Annotated in this window: 13 protein-coding genes; 7 read left to right on the forward strand and 6 right to left on the reverse strand. The window is 66.1% G+C overall.

The features are described from left to right. Window positions 1-55: 55 nt before the first annotated feature. Genes EV653_RS36115 through EV653_RS36130 form a run of 4 tightly spaced genes read right to left on the reverse strand, consistent with a single transcriptional unit; the run spans window position 56 to window position 6,943 of the window. Window positions 56-1,861, reverse strand: coding sequence for an IlvD/Edd family dehydratase (locus tag EV653_RS36115; protein ID WP_238160685.1), 1,806 nt, complete (start codon window positions 1,859-1,861; stop codon window positions 56-58). Further along, window positions 1,858-3,309 (reverse strand): aldehyde dehydrogenase (NADP(+)), encoded by a 1,452-nt coding sequence (locus EV653_RS36120; RefSeq protein WP_134110216.1) that lies wholly within the window; start codon window positions 3,307-3,309, stop codon window positions 1,858-1,860. Before EV653_RS36120 ends, EV653_RS36115 begins: the two co-directional genes overlap by 4 nt. Next, window positions 3,306-4,199: a fumarylacetoacetate hydrolase family protein gene (locus EV653_RS36125; RefSeq protein WP_134110219.1), complete on the reverse strand. Its 894-nt coding sequence runs from the start codon at window positions 4,197-4,199 to the stop codon at window positions 3,306-3,308. The genes EV653_RS36120 and EV653_RS36125 overlap by 4 nt, the downstream gene beginning before the upstream one ends. 29 nt (window positions 4,200-4,228) lie before the next feature. Beyond that, the gene (locus EV653_RS36130) at window positions 4,229-6,943 is read right to left on the reverse strand and encodes a UxaA family hydrolase (RefSeq protein WP_134110222.1); all 2,715 of its coding nucleotides are present in this window, start codon (window positions 6,941-6,943) and stop codon (window positions 4,229-4,231) included. 121 nt (window positions 6,944-7,064) lie between these two features. Between EV653_RS36130 and EV653_RS36135 the strand changes: the two genes are divergently transcribed. Further along, window positions 7,065-7,763, forward strand: coding sequence for a GntR family transcriptional regulator (locus EV653_RS36135; RefSeq protein ID WP_238160686.1), 699 nt, complete (start codon window positions 7,065-7,067; stop codon window positions 7,761-7,763). Continuing rightward, window positions 7,760-8,206 carry a ParB N-terminal domain-containing protein gene (locus EV653_RS36140; RefSeq protein WP_134110225.1) on the forward strand — a complete coding sequence of 149 codons (447 nt, stop codon included), beginning with the start codon at window positions 7,760-7,762 and terminating at the stop codon, window positions 8,204-8,206. Before EV653_RS36135 ends, EV653_RS36140 begins: the two co-directional genes overlap by 4 nt. On the opposite strand, the gene EV653_RS36145 is transcribed toward EV653_RS36140, so the two are convergent. Both EV653_RS36145 and EV653_RS36150 read right to left on the reverse strand, forming a co-directional pair. Next, window positions 8,196-9,785, reverse strand: a complete 1,590-nt coding sequence (locus EV653_RS36145) for a phosphodiester glycosidase family protein (RefSeq protein ID WP_134110228.1) — start codon at window positions 9,783-9,785, stop codon at window positions 8,196-8,198. The genes EV653_RS36140 and EV653_RS36145 overlap by 11 nt on opposite strands. 70 nt (window positions 9,786-9,855) lie before the next feature. Further along, window positions 9,856-10,170 (reverse strand): VOC family protein, encoded by a 315-nt coding sequence (locus EV653_RS36150; protein ID WP_238160687.1) that lies wholly within the window; start codon window positions 10,168-10,170, stop codon window positions 9,856-9,858. A gap of 56 nt (window positions 10,171-10,226) precedes the next feature. On the opposite strand from EV653_RS36150, the gene EV653_RS36155 reads away from it, so the two are divergent. From EV653_RS36155 to EV653_RS36175, 5 genes are all read left to right on the forward strand, one after another. After that, window positions 10,227-10,607: a VOC family protein gene (locus EV653_RS36155; RefSeq protein ID WP_134110234.1), complete on the forward strand. Its 381-nt coding sequence runs from the start codon at window positions 10,227-10,229 to the stop codon at window positions 10,605-10,607. Between the two features lie 899 nt (window positions 10,608-11,506). After that, window positions 11,507-13,006 carry an ATP-binding protein gene (locus EV653_RS36160; RefSeq protein WP_202871989.1) on the forward strand — a complete coding sequence of 500 codons (1,500 nt, stop codon included), beginning with the start codon at window positions 11,507-11,509 and terminating at the stop codon, window positions 13,004-13,006. Then, window positions 12,999-14,012, forward strand: coding sequence for a PD-(D/E)XK motif protein (locus tag EV653_RS36165; RefSeq protein WP_202871990.1), 1,014 nt, complete (start codon window positions 12,999-13,001; stop codon window positions 14,010-14,012). Before EV653_RS36160 ends, EV653_RS36165 begins: the two co-directional genes overlap by 8 nt. Next, on the forward strand, window positions 14,009-16,993 hold the full coding sequence (locus tag EV653_RS42880) for a Z1 domain-containing protein (RefSeq protein ID WP_134110238.1): 2,985 nt from the start codon (window positions 14,009-14,011) through the stop codon (window positions 16,991-16,993). The genes EV653_RS36165 and EV653_RS42880 overlap by 4 nt, the downstream gene beginning before the upstream one ends. After that, on the forward strand, window positions 16,986-19,106 hold the full coding sequence (locus EV653_RS36175; protein WP_166679673.1) for a DNA-directed RNA polymerase subunit alpha C-terminal domain-containing protein: 2,121 nt from the start codon (window positions 16,986-16,988) through the stop codon (window positions 19,104-19,106). The genes EV653_RS42880 and EV653_RS36175 overlap by 8 nt, the downstream gene beginning before the upstream one ends. Window positions 19,107-19,116 lie beyond the last annotated feature (10 nt).

The raw sequence follows: 19,116 nt of genomic DNA on the forward strand, positions 1-19,116 counted from the left end.
GGGAGGGTGCCGGACGGCCGGAGTCCTCGAACCGCCTCGAAGGGTCCCCAGCTCATCAGTGACTCTGTCGCGCGACGGCCGAGCCGGTCCGGCCGACCAGGAAGTCCAGGTCGCAGCCCTGGTTGGCTTGGGTTACGTGGTCGACATACAGGCGCGCCCAGCCGCGGTCTGTCTGTGGAGCGGGTGGCTGCCAGTCGGCGCGGCGCTTCTCGAGCTCCTCGTCCGACACGTCGAGGTGCAACCGCCGGGCCGCCACGTCGAGCTCGATCCAGTCCCCGGTCCGGACGAGGGCAAGCGGTCCGCCAACGGCCGCCTCAGGGGTGACATGCAGTACGACGGTGCCGTACGCCGTACCGCTCATCCGCGCGTCCGAGATGCGCACCATGTCGTCGACGCCGATCTCCGCAAGCTTGCGCGGGATCGTCATGTTGCCGACCTCGGGCATCCCCGGATACCCGCGCGGACCCGAGTTCTGCAGGACCAGCACGGTGTCCTCGTCGACGTCGAGATCGGGATCCTCGACCGCCTTGTCGTACTCCTCGATGCTGCTGAAGACCAGCGCCTTCCCGCGGTGCTGCATGAACCGCTCGGACGCCGCGGACTGCTTGATCACCGCGCCGTCGGGCGCCAGGTTCCCCTTCAGTACGGCGGTCCCCGCGCCGCTGCCGAGCGGATCGCCGACCGGACGGATGACGGCAGCGGCCGGCGCACCCTCCTGCCCGCTCCAGTCGGTCCGCTGCGCCTGCGCGACGTTCTCGCCCATGGTCTTGCCGGTCACGGTGATCGCGTCGGCCTTGAGCAGCGGCAGGATCTCCTTCATCACCGCGGGCAGACCGCCGGCGTAGTAGAAGTCCTCCATCAGGTACTTGCCCGACGGCTGCAGGTCGACCAGCCACGGTACGCCGCGCGCCCACTCGTCCATGTCGTCGAGCGTCAGCTCGACACCGACCCGGCCCGCGATCGCGAGCAGGTGGATGACAGCGTTGGTCGAACCACCGATCGCCGCGTTCGCCCGGACCGCGTTCGCGAACGCGTCGCGGGTCAGGATGTCGCTTGGCTTGAGGTCTTCCTCGACCATCTTGACGATCCGCTGACCGGCCTGTTGCGCGATCGAGTACCGCCGCGCGTCCACCGCCGGGATGGCCGCCGACCCGGTCAGCTGCAGACCGAGCGCCTCGGCCATACAGGCCATGGTCGACGCCGTACCCATCGTCATGCAGTGCCCGTTGCTTCGGGACATGCCCGACTCGGCCGCCGCGTAGTCCTCCTCGGACATCCGGCCGGCGTTGCGGTCCTGCGTGAACCGCCACACCGCGGTACCCGAGCCGATGTCGCAGCCGCGGAACTTGCCGTTCAGCATCGGGCCGCCGGTCACCACGATCGTCGGCAGGTCGACGCTCGCGGCGCCCATGATCGAGCCCGGCGTGGTCTTGTCGCAGCCGGTCAGCAGCACGGCGCCGTCGATCGGGTTGCCGCGCAGGGACTCCTCGACGTCCATGCTGAGCAGGTTCCGGAACAGCATCGCGGTCGGGCGGAGCATCGTCTCGCCGAGCGACATCACCGGGAACTCGAGCGGGAACCCGCCGGCCTGCCAGACCCCGCGCTTGACGGACTCGGCCAGCCGGCGCAGGTGCGCGTTGCACGGCGTGAGCTCGGACCAGGTGTTGCAGATGCCGATCACCGGGCGGCCGTCGAACACCTCGTCGGTGAAGCCCTGGGCGCGCATCCACGACCGGTGGATGAACCCGTTGCGGTCCTTCTCCCCGAACCAGTGGTCGAAACTCCGGCGCCCGATCGGCGCATCCGGGCGTCCCGGTTCGCCGAGCGTGCCGGTCTTCTCCGGGGTGGGTTCGTCAGTCATCGCGACACCTCGTCTGTGGTCACGGTTCCGTTCACCCGGCGGCTGATACCGGCCGGGTTCGAGTCCTTGAGTACGTCGGGAAGCACCGCGTCGGGAGCGTCCTGGTATGCCACCGGGCGCTGGAACCGGCGGGCCGCCGTCACGCCGACGCTGGTGTGGATCGAGCCGACCGTGGACGGGAAGGGGCCGCCGTGGTGCTGCGCCCAGCTCACCGCGACGCCGGTCGGCCAGCCGTTCCACAACACGCGCCCTGCCCGGGCCGTCAGCAGCGGAAGGAGCTCACGTGCTTGGTCGGCGTCCGAGTCCTCCGCGTGAAGAGTCGCAGTCAGATTCCCCTCGAACGCCTCGATCGCTGCCTTCAGCTGGTCGGCACCGTCGTACTCGACGACGATGGAGACCGGACCGAAGCACTCCTCGAGGATCTCGTCGCGGCGGGCGAGTAGCTCGGCGACCGTGGTCTGCAGGAGAGTCGCGGCGCCGGTCGACCAGACCCGGAGGCCGTCGACCTTTTCGAGGCGGTCGAGGCCGGAGCTGAAGCCGTCCCTGATCCGGTCGTTGAGCATCGGGGCCTCGGCGACTCCGCCGACTGCCTCGACGAGTTGCTCTTGCAGGCCGTGGCCGGTCGGCAGGAAGAGCAGCCCGGGCTTGGTGCAGAACTGCCCGACGCCGAGCGTGAACGAGTCGACGTACCCGCTGGCAATGTCCTTGCCCCGAGCATCGATCGCGGCCTGCGTGACGAAGACCGGGTTCAGGCTACCGAGCTCGCCGTAGAACGGGATCGGCTCCGGGCGGGTGACCGCGATCTCGTGCAGCGCCTTCCCTGCCGGGACCGAGCCGGTGAAGCCGGCCGCGGTGATGCGCGGATCCTTAAGCGCAGTGACACCGACGTCGAAGCCCGCGATCAGGCCGAACGTTCCGTCCGGTGCTCCGGCAGACTTCAACGCCTCGATCATCACCTCCGCGGTCCGCGCGGAGAGCTCCGGGTGCCCAGGGTGTGCCTTGACGATCACTGGGCAACCGGCCGCGAGCGCGGAGGCGGTATCGCCGCCGCAGACGCTGAACGCGAACGGGAAGTTGCTGGCGGCAAACACAAGTACCGGCCCGAGCGGCACGAGCACGCGACGGAGATCCGGCCGCGGTACCGGCTTGGCCTGCGCGTCGGCGGTGTCGATGATGACTTCCAGCAGCGAACCTTCTTCGAGCACGTCCGCGAACATCCGCAGCTGGCCGGTACTCCGGGCGACCTCGCCGGTCAACCGGGCCTGAGGCAACGAAGTCTCACGCATCGCGATCGGCACCAGCTCGTCGGACGCCGCATCCAGCGCGTCCGCGACGGCGCGGATCCACCCGGCCCGCACGCCCGGCTCGGACGCACCGAACGCGGGCGCAGCAGCTGCCGCGGCGGCGAGCGCCTGCTCGAGCTCGGCCGGCGTGGTGTCGTGCGTCATCGGGTTCCCTCCAGGTTGTCGGTTGCGAGGAACGTGAACGGTTCCCGGCCTACCGCCACGGTATTCGTGAGCGTGCCGACCTCGTCGATCGTGATCGTGATGACGTCACCCTCGGCGAGCGCGAAGTCCAGCTCGGGAACGATCCCGGTGCCGGTCGCGAGGATCACACCGTCGGGGAAGTCGTTCGGCAGGAACAGTACGTCGATCAGGTCCTGCAACTCCCGCACCAGCTTCGCCGTCGAGGTGGTGTCCGAGAACACCTCCGCGCCGGCCCGCTCGATCACCAGCCGGATGGCGAGGTTCTTCGGATCGGTGACCTCCCACACCGGACGGATCCCCGAAGCCAGCGCACAGCCACCCGCGAACAGCTTCGCCTGCGGCACATACAGCGGGTTGACGCCCTCGATCGAGCGCGAGCTCATGTCGTTGCAGACCGTGAACCCGACGATCTGACCGTGGCTGTTGGCAACGACCGCCAGCTCCGGCTCGGGTACGTCGTGACCGGAGTCGGTCCGGATCCCGACCGGCTCGCCGTCCACGACCACGCGCCAGGCCGGCGCCTTCTGGAACAGCTCAGGCCGGTCGGCGCTGTAGACCTTGTCGTACACCGACTGCTCGGTGCTCTCCTCCATCCGGGCGCCGCGCGACCGCTCGTACGTCACGCCCGCACACCACACCTCACCCCGCCCGTCGAGCGGAGGCAGGAACTTCAGCCCCTCGACCGGCTCGCCCTCCCCGAGCTTGCCAACCGCGGCTTGCAGATCCTCGAGCGGGAGTTGCAGCAACTCCGCGAAGGTGTTGATGCCGGGGAGCGACGCCACGGTCTCACCGGTGCGCACACCGGGGATCGGGCGGCCGTCCACCGGGGAGAGATATCGGACCAAGTGCATTGAGAGGCCTTTCATTTCTTCGAGCACAGTTACATCGACGTGCCGAGCAGACCACGGGTGATCTGGAAACCAACATTGCCGGAGGCAACAGCTTTGGGGACGAGTCGACGACTCGCAACAGCGGCGATGGTGTCGAGCCCGATCCGCGCCTGCTCTGCCGCGTCACCGGTCGCGACCGCGTCCAGGTCGTCGCCGTACGTCGCAACCGTCTCCGGATCGTTGCTGAACTCAACGACCGGCACGAACCGCTGCGCCGACAAGGTGCCGCCGGCAACATGCGCCAGGATCTGCTGGACACCGGTCGCACCGAACCCGGTCGCGGTCTCCATCCAGTCCGTCCCCGGCATCCGCATCACGTGCCACCCCGGCGCCACGAACCGCTGCCCGTGCGCGACCGTCGGCCCGACCGGCTCCGCCGACCCGAACGCCGCAGTACGGAACCCGTCATGCGCCAGCAGTGCGCCACGCGACGACAGTACGACGGAACCACCCGAGCCGACGATCTCGCGGCCGATCAGCGCGAGCGCCTCGGCTGTCGCGTCCGAGAACGGACCTCGCGCTTCGAGGCCGACGGTGAGTGCACCGAGGTTTCCACGTTCATCGACCGGCGCGGCCAGCTGGAAGCTGCTGAACCAGTCCTTGACCTTCTCGCCGACCGCGTCGAGACCGCCGTCGGCCTGGATGCTCGCCCAGCCGAAGCGGGACGGATCCGCGCCGGCCTCGACGAGACGCGAGCGGAAGTAGTCGTTGTGGGTCTTCTCGCAGCCGTGCTCTAGCAGCAGCGCCATCCGGGTGTTCGGGTGCAACAGATACCCGAGCATGGTCCGCGCGAACGTTTCTTCGGACGCGCCGCCGCTGCTGCCACACCCCTCGGTATGCGGCAGCGCGACCATCCGCGTGACCGCGTCGCCGGCCCATTTCTCCAACTCCGCCTGGGCCGCGATGCGCAGCGCAATCTGACCGGAGCACAGGCTCGTCGGCAGGATCAGGCCGACTGCCTCGGGCACCAACCGGTCGTCGACCCGCAGAAGCTCCGTGGGGGTCCGGCTGTCGGAGATGAGGCCATGGAGCGGCAGGCCGTCGAGCGGAGCGTCCCGGTCCTCCGCCGGGAGGTCGGTGAGCTTGCGGCTCATCCGGCCGTCGGTGCTGATCGAGATTCCCTCGACCGGGCCGACCTGCTTCCAGTTCCGCCAGATCGATACCTGGCTGTGGCCGGCGCGTTCGCCCGCGCTCTTCTCCCCGGACGCGACCCGGACCGTGAGGTCGAACGTCTCCGCGGTCAGGTCCGCCATCGGCGTACCGGTCAGATATTTGCCTGCATCAACGTCCATCTCGGCGTGCAGGCGCTCGTACCGGGCGCTCGTCGTGACGAATTTGAGCGTGGGCACGAACGGGAAGTTGGTGATCGAACCGTTGCCGGTGGTGAAGAAGATCAGGTTGCAACCGCTGCCGATCTGGCCGGCGACCGATTCCAGGTCGTTGCCCGGGCTGTCCATGAAGATGTAGCCGCTGCCCGGCAGCGGTTCGCCGTACTCGATCACGTGGTCGAGCCGGACCTCGCGCGGAAGCTTGCGCGCGGCACCGATCGACTTCAGCACGATGTTGTACAGCCCGCGGTACACGTTGCCGCCGGAGGGGTTGCCCTCGGCGGTGTGGCCGTGCCAGCCGACGCGTTCCTTGAACGACTTGATGATCTCGAGGAAGCGCCGGGCGGTCGCGAGATCGCGGACGTTGTTCAGCACGTACGGCTCGGCGCCGATCAGCTCGTCGGTCTCCGCGAGTACCGCCGTACCGCCGTGCCGGATCAGCTCGGCGCTGACCTGACCGGCCAGCGGGTTCGCCGAGATGCCGGAGAACGCGTCGGACCCGCCGCACTGCAGCGCGATCTTGAGATCCGCCAGCGGGACCTCCTGGCGCTGCTGAGCATCGACGACCGGCAGCCACGGCTCGATCAGCGCACCGGCGATCGTCAGGTCGTGCTCGAAGCCGGCCTTCCGGGTGAAGTAGGCGTGCGGCACCTTGATCGACGGGTAGCCGTTCTCGGCCATGAAGTTCTTGATCGCCTCACCCGAGACGACGTCGCCCTCGGTGTCGACGATCAGGACTGCGCCGACGTTCGGGTTCAGCGTGAAGCCGGCCAGCGTGGCGAGCAGGAAATGCAGGTTGTTCGGTACTTCGTCCTCGCCGCCCTCTGTATGCGCAACCGGTACGACGCCGTCGCCGGCCGCCGCGCCGTCGAAGCGCCGCGCGAGCTCCGTGACGAATCCGCTACTGCGCGAACTGGTCGCCATCAGTACGACGTGGTTGCGCGTGCCGGCCGGGCCCTGTTCACGCGGGTAGCCGAGGAACGTGCCGGGCTGCTCGACGCTCGTCACCTGGGCGCCGAAGTTCAGCGCGGACTCGTCCAGCTCGTACGGGTCGAGCGGCTCGTTGGTCGCACTCGGCACCTCGGGCAGGCCCTCGACGCCACGGGCCGTGACAGCGGCGAGGCTGGTCGGCGTACACACATAGTCACCGGGGACAAGGTCGCGAGACGCCCGGGCGAAGGCGGTGTTCCACGAGGTCAACGCATCGCCGGTGCTGGTCGGGGCAACCACGAAGCGGTGCCCTTCGAGCACGGTGTGTGGCAGCGTCACCGTCGTACCGTCCAACTGAACCTCGATACCGGCCTCCAGCCGCCGGGAGGCGATCGCGACGTTGTCCCCGGGCTCGGGCAGAACGCCGACCTCTTCGAACCTCACCATCGTTCGCGCCTTCCCATAGCTTGCTCCGCGCGGAATCGTGCATGATGCATGATTACCAGTGTTACCCTGCCGAAACCTGCCCGGTGGGGTCAAGGGCGCGACCAGATTCCGGAGACAGCTGATGGCGGAGGCGTTGGGGCCGATGGAGCCGGTATCGCCGGTGGACCGGCGAGTGCTGCGGCGGCAGATGCTCGCCGACGACGTGTACGAAGCCATCAAGACGATGCTGATGGACCACGTCATTCGGCCCGGCGCCCGGATCTCGATCGACGGGCTGGCGCGCGAGTTCCAGGTGTCGTCGACGCCCGTCCGGGAGGCGCTGGCGCGGCTGGAGTCGGAAGGGCTGGCGGTCAAGGAGCCGCTCAAGGGCTACCGAGCGACGCCGCTGTTGACGCTCGAGGAGTTCGACGATCTGTACCGCTTCCGGCTGCTGCTCGAGCCGTGGGCCGCGCGGCGGGCCGCTGAGCTGATCTCTTCCTCGGGGCGCGAACTGTTGCGCGCCGAGTTGGCGAACGCGGTCGAGCCGACGTCGGTCGACTACGCCGGGTACAAGTCGCTCACCGCGCATGACAACCGGTTCCACTCGCTGATCGCGTCGCTGTCGGGGAGCGAGCAGGTCCGCCTGGCCTTCGAACGCACCCACTGCCACCTGCACATCTTCCGGCTCCACTACGACCGCGACATCGGGCCGGAGGTCCTGACCGAACATCGCATGCTGGTCGAGGCGATCACATCCGGTGACCCGGCGGCTGCGGAGGCCGCGATGACCCAACACATCGAAAACTCGATGACGCTCCGCCTCCGACGCATCTACGAATGACCCGGCGCCCGTTCCCACTGGTGGTGCCGCCGGAGCTTGCGGCGTACATCCTGGACTTCCACTGGGACCTCGAACTGCTGCACGCCCTCGACCTGCCGGTGGTTGAGTTGTCCGTCGCCGACTTGGCACATCACCTCGATCTGCCGTTCTGGGCGTACGGCGGACGTCCGTTTCGGGTGACGCCTCGGCAGGTGGGGGCGGATCCGGTGACGTATCGCGAGCAGTACGAACGCACACTGGCAGCTGATCTGCGTCATCCGCTGGACGTCGTACGACGCCGCGACGAGCGGATCACGATCCTTGACGGCGTGCACCGTTTGCTGCGGGCCGAGCTCGAGGGTCGGGCTGTTGTTGAAGTTCGCGTGCTGCCGTGGGAAGACCTCGATCAGATCGCTGTGCGGGGGCGGTCTCCCACCCCCGCACGCGACACGTCTACTTCGTGATGACCAGCGCGTCGCCCACCGGACGTTCGCCGGCCGCATCCGACGGCGTGTTCAACACCTTGCCATCGGCAACCATCGTCGTGGACCCGCCGCCGTCGAGGTTGATCGCTTCGGTCAGGTGGAACGACTTGGCAACGGCGGCCGCTTCGGAGATCGACAGGCCGAGGCTGTTGACGTTGCGACCGTCGGCGGTGATCAGCACCGTGCGGCCGTGGTCGTCCACGCCCGCGATCGTGCGCGGATTCCGCTTGTGGACCCAGCCGTAGTAGAAGCTCGCCGTACCCTGCACCATCCCGTCCGCCGCCGCGGTCGCATGGATCTGCCCGTCGCGGACCAGCTCCGGTCCGCCGTTGACGATCGTCGTACGGCGGGACAACGGAACCGGTCGACCGCGCTCGTCGAACAAGGTCGAGCGGACCGTCAGAGGCTTGCCGACTCGAGCGGCGGCCAGCAGCGGCGCTACGAGGTTGCCGATCGCCTGCACGGTGCGCCCGCCCTCCGGGATCGCCCCGCCGCGAGTCGTCGTACGGATCGCAGTCACGATCCCGCGCCGGTCGAGCACCACCTCGGCACCGGGTCCGCTGGGCGTGGCAACGCCGTACGACTCGTCGAACGCGATCAGTTCATCCGCGTCGGTGCAGGTCGTGTCGTGCATCGGCTTCGCGGTCGGCAGGTCATCCGCAGTACCGCCGCAGTTGCGGATCAGCCCGGGCACGCGGTTCAGGCCGTCGAGCGGGAGCGGCTTGCCGACGCCGCGGACCTCGCCACGCCAAGTGAACCGGTCGACGGATGTGCCGCGCGGGCCGAGCACGAGGGCCGGGCGGCCGTTGGTCGGCTCGCTGACGAGGCGTCCGTCGTACACCCCGACGCCGGCCGGATCGCCGGGCGCTCCGGACTTCGGATCGAGGACGAAGAAGCCGGCGTTGATCGCGGCCGTCGCACCGGTCAGGGTCGCGAGCGTGCTGGTCGTCTCGCGCTGCTCGATGTCCGGACCGTACGTCGCATCGAGCGTGCCGCGGAACGTCTTCGGGTCGATCGTCAGGACCTGGACGTGCCAGGGACCGGTCGAGCCGGCGATGTCGTCGGGCTCACCGTCCCAGCCCGTGTAGATGCTCGATCCGCTCAGCCCGGCCGCGGTCACCTTGGTACGCAAGGCGTCGGCGTCGGCCTTGTTCGCGAACAGTCCGAGGCGGACGCGGTACCCGAGGCTGCCACCGCCCGCGTCGGCGAGGCGCGGCGTCGGCACATCCTCGACGCGGGGCTCGAGGCCCGCGGCGCGGAGCTTGTCAGCGGCCTTGTTCGCGGCGGCCTGATCGGAGATCGCGGCCGCGGGCGCGTCCGGATCGGGCGAGGAGGAGGGGATCGCGATCTCGACGGTCCAGCCGGCGTTGGTGTCGGTCTTGCCGCGGACGATCGTCGTCAGCGTGACGCCCGGCTGGAGCGTACGGGTGTCGCGGGTCTCGGTGAGGTTGTCCGGGCCGAGTGGCAGATGCTGCGTCGGCGGGGTGGCGACAGCGGTCGTGCCACCGAGGGTCAGGGAAAGGCAGAGGGCGGACAGGCCCAGACGTCGCAGGGTCATAGGACGTTCCTACGTTCCGCCCTCCCCTGTCGCAACCTGAGCGGAGCGTCGTGTTCTTGAACAACAAACGTCACTCCAGCGGCGCACCGCCGTACGAGACCTCGTTGCCATCCGGGTCGAAGAACGTCGCATGCCGTACGCCGTTGTCGTACGTCTCCCGTACCGCGGGGACGAGGCCGCGGTCGGCGATCGCCCGCAGTACCGCGTCGAAGTCCTCGACGAACAGCGTGTGCTGCGCATGCCCCGCGTGCTCGGGCACCACTTCGATGTAGAGGAACTGGTGCTCGCCGAGCTCCCACACCGCCTCGATGTCATTGGGCAGAAAACTTGGCGGCCCACCCAGCAACTGCGTGTACCAGGCGACCGCCGTGTCGTAGTCGCGCACGGATACTCCCGCAAACAGGTCCATACCGAACCCTATCGACAGGTAGCCTCGGCCAGGTGCGTGTCGATCGGCTGGATCACCTTGTTCTGACGGTTGCGGATGTGGATGTGACCGTCGACTTCTACCAGCGGGTGCTGGGGATGAAGCCGGTGAGCTTCAAGGGCGGCCGGCGGGCGCTCGCCTTCGGGAGCAGCAAGATCAACTTGCACCAGGCCGGGCACGAGTTCGAGCCCAAGGCCGAGCACCCCGGCCCTGGCACCGCCGACCTGTGCTTCATCGTCGACGAGCCGATCGACCGGATCCAAGCCGAGCTCATTGCACACGGCGTTGATATTGAGGAAGGTCCGGTCGAGCGCACTGGCGCGACCGGACCGATCCTCAGCGTGTACTTGCGCGACCCCGACCAAAACCTGATCGAGCTCAGCAACTACCTCTAGTCGACTTCCGGGGTCGCCGTCCTCGTTGACTAGCACCGCGCGGATCCTGTACGCCCAACCGGAGACCTGGTTCAGTACGCGCCGCACAGGAAGGACCTGTCCTCCGGGCGGAGGCCCTGTCCACCCCGGTGACGATTTCAGGTCACACCGCGGCAACTCACCATGGTTGACCGGGATGGTCCCGTCCGCGCTCCCGTGCAGCAGCAGCGCCGACGCGGTGATTGTTCTCAGCTCACAACCCAGTCCTTCGTGTACGAGGCATCGTCGTCGATCGGCCCATACGGGCCTGCATTCAGCCTCGACGCGGCCACCTTCGTCAGCCACCCGCACGTCCCGCCGAACATCTTCACGTCAGTGTCGGGGAACCAGCGTCGTTAGTCGAAACCCGAGCTATGTAGGACTTCTCGCACGTTGGTTCCTGCAGCGGTGGTCCCAACGTAGCCACCGCCGACGGCACCCAGCTGGGCGTCGCGTCCCCGCCGGTGTCCTGCTCGTGCACGACCTGCCGTCCGACCACTCATATTCCGCTCGATCACGCCTGCCAACGCCTCAACGCCGGCACACCCTGACATAGGCGGCATCGGAGCAGCGACCCGCACCACGACACCTTGGTCCTTCGGACCGACTCATAGACATTTCGGCGACTGAGTGTAACGATCCATGCCTACTCTCCGATACGACCTACGGAGAGTGACCGATGACGCTTCGAGCATCGTCGGTTTGAGCGCAGTTGCTCTTATCCACAGCGGATGGAGCACTGATTTGCCACCTGGGGGACCAGTGGGGGGATGTATGGGGACGGGCAGTCTTTGGTTGCTCACGTTGAGGTCGGCCGGCCTGGCTCGCCAGCTGACGCGCCAGCAGGTCAGGAGCTGCCGGTCGAGGCGGGGGGTTCGATCGTGAGCGACTTCGACGTAGTTGAAACCATCACACTCAAACCCGACGCGAGTTTGGTGAAGAGCCTCGGGGCGCATCACACCCTCGAGTCTGCGGTCGCCGACCTGGTCGACAACTGCCTCGATGCTGGGGCGACCAAGGTAGTCGTCCAGCTTCTTACCTCGGCCGACCAGCTCGTACAGGTCGAGGTCATCGACAACGGATGCGGGATGGACTCGAGCGCCGCCGACAAGGCGATGACACTCGGCCATCAGCGAGAGTACGCCGACCATGACCTCGGCCACTTCGGCATCGGGCTCAAGGCCGCTTCCTTCGGCCACGCGGACACCCTGACTGTCTGGTCGTCCCGGCGCGACATGGTTTCCGTCGGCCGTCGCATTCGACGAGCCGACTTCTCGAAGGACTTTTCCTGCGAGGTTCTTTCCGAACACGCGGCAGCTACGGCCGCCGCCCATCGGAAGCGAGTGACTGGCACCAGCAGCGGCACATCTGTGGTGTGGACTGACCTGCGCGGTACCTACCGCGGCACGAACGCCGACGAGGCGCGGACGTGGATGTCGAACGCCGAGCGAAGCCTTCGGTCACACCTCGGCGTAACCTTCCATCGCCTGATCGCCAAGGAGATCCTCGACATCGAGATCATCGTTGACGATATCGAGTACGCCGATGAGGCAATCGGCACTCCGGTCAGGGCGATCGACCCCTTCGGGTACCCCGCCTCGGGCCGTCCGGGATATCCGAAGAACATCGTGGCGGAGTCTGGTGATCAGCAGGTCATCCTTCAGTGCCACATCTGGCCGCCGAAGGTGGACATTCCGGGCTTCCGGATCAGCGGCAAGACCGGTGGAAGCTTCCAGGGGTTTTATATCTACAGACGCGATCGACTTTTGCAAGTAGGCGGCTGGTCGGAAGTCGCCAACTCTTCGGCGCATCGCCAGCTCGCTCGCGTCGTTCTCGATGACGAGACGGCGATCGGCTCTCTGCTGACTATGAACCCCGAGAAGGCCGGCCTGCGCTTCGAACCGATCTTCAGGGACGCCCTCGCCCACGCGGAGGCGGCGGACGGAACCACCTTCGACTCCTATCTGAAGGATGCCGAAGCCGCTTACGTCGAGGGAAATCGGCGGATCAGCAGGCGTCAGCCCGTCATTGCGCCCGAGAAAGGGTTCGGTCCGAAGCTGCGCAAGTCGATCGGCGCGGAGTTGCCGCTGCTGCACTCCGACGCGCTCAACATACAGTGGAAACGACTGTCGGAGGACGAGTTCATCGACGTTGACTTCGGCAACAGCACGCTCTGGCTCAACTCCCGTTACCGCTACCTGTTCGCTCCGGAACGTGGGAGCCTGAACGATGCGCCGGTACTCAAGGCGCTCCTCTTCCTGCTTACCCATACAGTCTTCGAAGGCGCCCATCTCGGGCCGAAGGACAAGGACAACATCGCGCTCTGGAGCGCGATCCTCAGCGCCGCAGTCGAGGCTGAGGAGGCGATGCGCGGTGATTGACCACCCCGGCGTCGACGCCACCGAACGATCCCAGGATGCGCGTCATCTAACCGTCGAGAACCTCGACCTCGTCTGGTCGGGCCGGCACCCGGTGGTTCTCCCACTCTCGGGAGAACCGGAATGCCGGCTCGACGTGCACCCGCCCAACGGAACGATCACGCTGATCACCGCCTTCACACCGCCGGAACCCGACGTCGCCAAGTGGCGCAATATCACCTTCCAGCGAGTGATGTCCGACGAGCAGGAGCTCGCGGAGCTGAGAGTCGTGATCGCAGACAACCTGCACGGTGCGTACGGTCTGCTGACGAGTGTGGCCGACCAGTTGCAACTGCACCACGAGCCGCTCGCTTCCGCGGTGGCGATCTCGATCAAGAAGCACCGCGATCTGTTCGCGGGTCAGGCCGGTCTCACCACGGAGAAGGAATTGGGGCTCTTCGGCGAGCTGTTGGTGCTTGAGTATCTGATCGAGATGATCGGCGCCCGTCGCGCGATTGAGTCCTGGCAGGGTCCACGGTCGGAAGAGCACGACTTCGTCCTGCCGGGGATCCATCTTGAGGTCAAGACGACGTCAGGCGAGCACCGCAAGCACATGATGCACGGGTTCACACAGCTTGAGTCAGTACGGGGAATCCCGCTCAGCCTCGTCTCCATTCAGCTGACGCGGGCTAGCCATGACGGCGGTTTTAGTCTCGGTCAGATGGTTTCTCGCGTCCGGGCGAAAGCTGGCGGCTACCGCCCACCCGTCGACGCGAGCCTTGAGGCCGTGGGATGGGATGACGGCCACGCTGACCTGTACACCACGTTCTGGACTCGGCGGAACACGCCGCGCGCTTTCGACGTCGACCAACGGTTCCCGGCCCTGACCTCGGCCCGCCTTGAGGCCGCGATCCCCAACTTCAAGGCGGTCGCCAATCTCGCCTACAGCGTCGACCTGACGCATTTCACGTCCGACGTGCTGCCAGAGCCGCTGTTGGGTTTCGTCACCACTGATACGGAGCACTCATGACCATGCCAGAGGACTGGACGGTGCCGGCGTGGGCGATGCCGTTGCGAAACCTGCTGCAAGGCTTTGCCGAGCAGGCGCCTCGACCGCTGCTTCCGGCGCTTGCCATGTTCGGCGGCGAGGTTTCCGAGGCCGAGCTGGTCGACTTCATCCAAAGCGCGCCGGTCAACGACAACGCATTCATCGCGCTCCGGCTAGCCTTCGCCAAGTGGGACGGCAGCGACGACATCGTGCTACACGATCCACAAGGCGCCGAGACGGCGTCCGGAACGATCGCACGGCGACTTGCGGTAGTGGCAGCTCTCGGGCTGTCCGCCGACACCGAGGCGACGATCCGGGCGGTCATCCCCGTGCATCAGGAAACCACGATCGTCATCAGCCGAGAGTTCGAACCGTGGTACGAGGATGCGCGATCGCAGCGCAGCTCGCTCTATTGGGACGATTACGAGAAGTACCTCGCCGAGGTCAAGAAGTGGCCCACGTCATCGATCACGACGCTCGACCGGAGCACCAACTCGGTGATCGAGCGGCTGAGTGACCCGACTCGCAGCGAGATCAAGCAGACCAAAGGCTTAGTTGTCGGCTACGTGCAGAGCGGAAAGACAGCGAACTTCACCGGCGTCATCGCAAAGGCCGTCGACGCCGGCTACCGGCTGGTTGTCGTCATGACCGGCACAATCGAGATCCTCCGCTCCCAGACCCAACGTCGCATCGACATGGAGCTGATGGGCGTCGAAAATGTCCTCGCCGGCCAGGATCCGTCAGACCCGGACGTAGCGAAGGGACTCGATTACCAGCAGGACGAAGACTGGTTGGCCAACAGGTTCGTCGAGCACAGTGAGCGTGCGCTCAACCAGCCCGGCGTGGCCCGCATTCGCCGCGTGACCACGCATCACAACGACTATAAGAGCCTGCCCCAGGGGATGTCGCAGCTTCGCTACGAGCGGCACGACAAGACCAGACCCCTGAACGCGCCAGAGAACCTCCTCCACACCGACGCGTACGTAGTCATCGTGAAGAAGAACTCGGCACCGCTGAAGAAGCTGATCAGGGACCTGCAGCCCTTACAAGCCATGCTCAGCGAGCTTCCCGCTCTGATCATCGACGACGAGTCAGACCTCGCCTCGGTCAACACCAAGGACCCGGCCAAGTCAAGCGACCGGACCACCATCAATCAGCTCATCACCAAGTTGATGGATATCGTCCCCCGAGCGCAGTACGTCGGGTACACGGCAACACCGTTCGCAAACGTGTTCATCGACCCCGACGATGAACGCAACCTGTTCCCGTCGGACTTCGTGCTCTCACTCCCGCGGCCCGCGGACTACATGGGGGTTCAGGAATTTCACGACGTGGACCCCGATTGGGAGAACGTGGAGAAGACCGTCGCGACCTCCAACGAGCTGGCGTACGCACGTGCTATCCAAGGGGATCCGCTCCGGGACTCTGAGCTCCGCAAGGAGGAGCTGCGCGAAGCTCTCGACTCCTGGGTGCTCAGCGGTGCCATCAAGAAGTACCGCGAGTCGGTGACCGGACGGACGTACCGCCACCACACGATGCTCGTTCACGAGGAACTGACGAACAAGACACAGTCCGAGTCTGCTGTTGTCGTTCGTGCTCTGTGGAACACAGGGAGATTCACCTCTGGAGAGGGCCTCAGGCGGCTGCGGAAACTCTTCGACAACGACCTTCTGCCGGTCATGAAAGCGCGCGCCAACGGTGAGCCGGTACCGGCCGACTTCGACGACGTGAAGCCGTTCGTAGCCAGAGCTCTGGCGGAGATGGACAGCGGCGGCTCGGATCCCGTGCTCGTTGTCAACTCCGACAAGGCGGTCCAAGAACAGCAAGAGGCGCTCGACTTCGACGCTGGACGCGTCTGGCGAATCCTTATCGGCGGCGCGAAGCTCAGCCGGGGATTCACGGTCGAGGGACTCACAGTTTCGTTCTTCCGTCGCAAGGCCGGGCAGGCAGACACGCTCATGCAGGCCGGCCGATGGTTCGGTTTCCGCGAGGGCTACCGCGACCTCGTCCGGCTGTACATCCGGCGCGACAAGGTCGTCGACCTCTACGAAGCATTCGAGGCTCTACTGCTCGACGAGGAGGCTTTCCGAGACGAGCTGGCGAAATACGAGGGATTCGACGAGGACGGAAGACCGATCGTCGAACCGCGACAGATTCCACCGCTGGTTAGCCAGCATTTGCCGTGGCTAAAGCCGACCGCGCGAAACAAGATGTTCAACGCCGTCGTGAAGTCACGGGCCTCAGTGGGGGCGTTCCACCAGCTGTCGTCAATCCCACCGCGGGGAGCCGACGAGAATGAGCAGAACCTAAGGGAGGTCATCCTTCCGTTGCTGAAAAGGGCGACCAACGACGCGACCTTGCAGTATGAAGACGACGACAAGAAGATCAAGGACCAGGAAACGAAGGTCGGGCTCATCGATGCAGCCGAGTTCCTCGCGTACTTCGACAAGCTGAAGTGGCACGAAGATTACGCGACTGTCATCGATCCCCTGAAGTCCTTCATCACCACTGCGACGGAGAAGCAGCGCATCAAAGATTGGGCAATCGTCTGGCCGCAGCGCAGAGGTCCCGGACGCGCGCTTGTCTTCGAAGAGTTGCAACAGCCAGCACCGATCTGGAAGCGCAAGCGCCGCGAGTCCCCCCGCATCGATTTTACCGGGGAGAACAAGCGCAACCTTCGAGCAGCGGAGGCTGTGCCGGCGGGACGGGAAACGCCCGTCCTAGGGGCTAGTCCCACCCGTGGAGTACTAGTCATCTCATTGGTCGCGGACCAAGCCGAGACGAGTGAGAGCGAGCCGGTCACCCCCAACAAGGTTGTCGGAATGATCTCTTTGCGGGTTCCCGACAGATCTGTTCGGAGCAAGCGCGACCATATCCAATACTCGGTCATCGTCGCGGACGCAGACGACGCAGCCATCGACAAGTCGCTCCGACCGGACCATGAAGGTGGCCACGATGCATGATGTCGACTTTGTCGACACGCACCCTCGAGTCTGGTCGGACGCCTTTCCCTGGCTGCGCGGCAGCCTGTCCGGCGACGACGAGCTTCGGTCGTGGCGCGACATGGCGATGGACGATGCAGCGGGGATGGATCGCCGACGAGTCTTGAGCTCTGTTGTGTCTCTCGCGATCAATCACTTGGAGAAGTGGCCTATCGGCGAGGTCTTCCCCGGAATGCCTCTGGAGATGCCGATCGATGACCTCGACCTGACCGTCCGGGCGTACAACGTCCTCCACCGCGAACGAAAGCTGACGACCAGCGACTTGGCAGACGTGCGCATTGAAGATCTCCTCGCCTGCCGCAATGCCGGGATCGGAACTGTACGGGACATCCTCCGGAACCTGGCTGACCGATCGACTTCTTTGCCGCAGGCGTCGTTGGCTGATGACACCACCATGTTCGTGGAACCCGCATCGTCTGCTGCTTTGCTCGGTGGCCTCATCAACGACATCGAGGCCCTCGCCGAGTGGAACCTGCTGCTGGGGCAAGAGGACCGCGGACTCTTGGCACCGCTGGCGCTCGGAGCGCCAATGGAGATTGCCGCAGCTCGCGAGCGGATACTCGCATTGTCGGCGACCGCAGTCGCGCCGCCGTCGAGTGCCGACGTTGCCGAGGTGCTCGAGCAGGCGATTCTTGGCATGGACGAACGGTTCCGCGTCATCTTGGCCCGGCGCCTGTTCGCGTGGAAGCCCATGCGCCTGGAGCAGCTCGGGCAGGAGTTCGGTGTGACTCGGGAGCGAGTTCGCCAGCTGGAATCCAAGGCCCGGTCGAAGTTGTACGAGGTAGTCGCGGAGGGCACCCCGGCGGGGCAGGTGGCGGCCGTCGTCCGCAGTGAGGTCCGCGGCGTGCGGCCGTTACAAGAGCTGCTGACCGAGATCCCTGCGCTCGCGCGCACCGTCGAGAGCGTCGGCCAGCCGGCGTGGCGGGTCATCGACATTCTCGACGACTCCTACGAGATTGCCGATGGCTGGTGTGCAGAACCGAGCCTTGACGCCGCCAAGCGTGAGACGGCGATTTACCTCGACGAGCTAGCCGACGAATTCGGCGTGGTCAGACTCGCCGACGTTGGCCTCGTCGGCTCCGGTGAGCCTGGCACTCTGCCTTGGCTTACCGAATGGCTACAACACCTCGGATGCGACGTGCGCGATGGCTTCGTACTGCTGCGCACGAGCTCAGTAGGTGATGTCGCGGCAGCCGCGCTGTCCATCGAGGGCGGACCGCTGACCCTCGAGGTGCTCTTCGAGCGGGCCAACCGAGGATCGATCGGTAGCCTCCGTAACCAGCTCAACACTGATCCTCGTTTTCACAAGGTCGATGTCGAGCACTGGGCCTTGACCGCGTGGGGTATGGACGGCTACAGCAACATTCGGACGGAGATCGCCAAGCTCCTTGAGCAGGCGGGCGGAGAGCTGCCGCTGGCGACCATTGTTGAGTCGCTCGTCGAACGCTTCGGCGTTTCCCCGGCATCCGTCAACGTCTACGCGGGGAGCGCGCCATACGAAGTCCGCAATGGAATCGTGCGCTCTGAAGCGATCCGTACTGCCGGCGGAAAGAACCCGGCCAAGGTTCAGGGCTACTACCGCCGCGGCCAAGACTGGCTGCATCGAACGACTGTCACACGTGATCACCTGCGGGGAAGTGGGTGGGGAGCCTCGACCGCGATCGCGACCATCGTCGGACTGTCGCCTGGCGAGACGGCCGAGCTGCCGACTCGACTCGGACCTCAGAAGTTCTCGTGGAAGAACCACCAGCCGGCGTACGGCAGCATCAAACGGTTCCTCGAGGCGGACGACCTCGGCATTGGCGACGAGGTCTTCCTCGTCTTCCGCGGTGACGGGACCTTCGATGTGGAGAAGCTGGCCGAGCCCACCGAGGAGCCGCGACGGCAAGCACTCCGGCTGGTTGGCGCCGACATGAACCTTGCGGGCCAAGAGGCGGTCGACGCGCTCGCCGCAGCGATCAAGTATCCCGCCGGAGACGATGTCGAGACCGTCGCAGCTGGTTATGCCGCCAGACGAGAGCAGCCGATCGCGGAGTTGCTGGGGCAATGCCAATCTGACTTCGGCGCGTCCTAGAGATAGGGCG

The sequence above is a fragment of the Kribbella pratensis genome (genome assembly GCF_004365355.1).
Taxonomy (GTDB): Bacteria; Actinomycetota; Actinomycetes; order Propionibacteriales; family Kribbellaceae; genus Kribbella.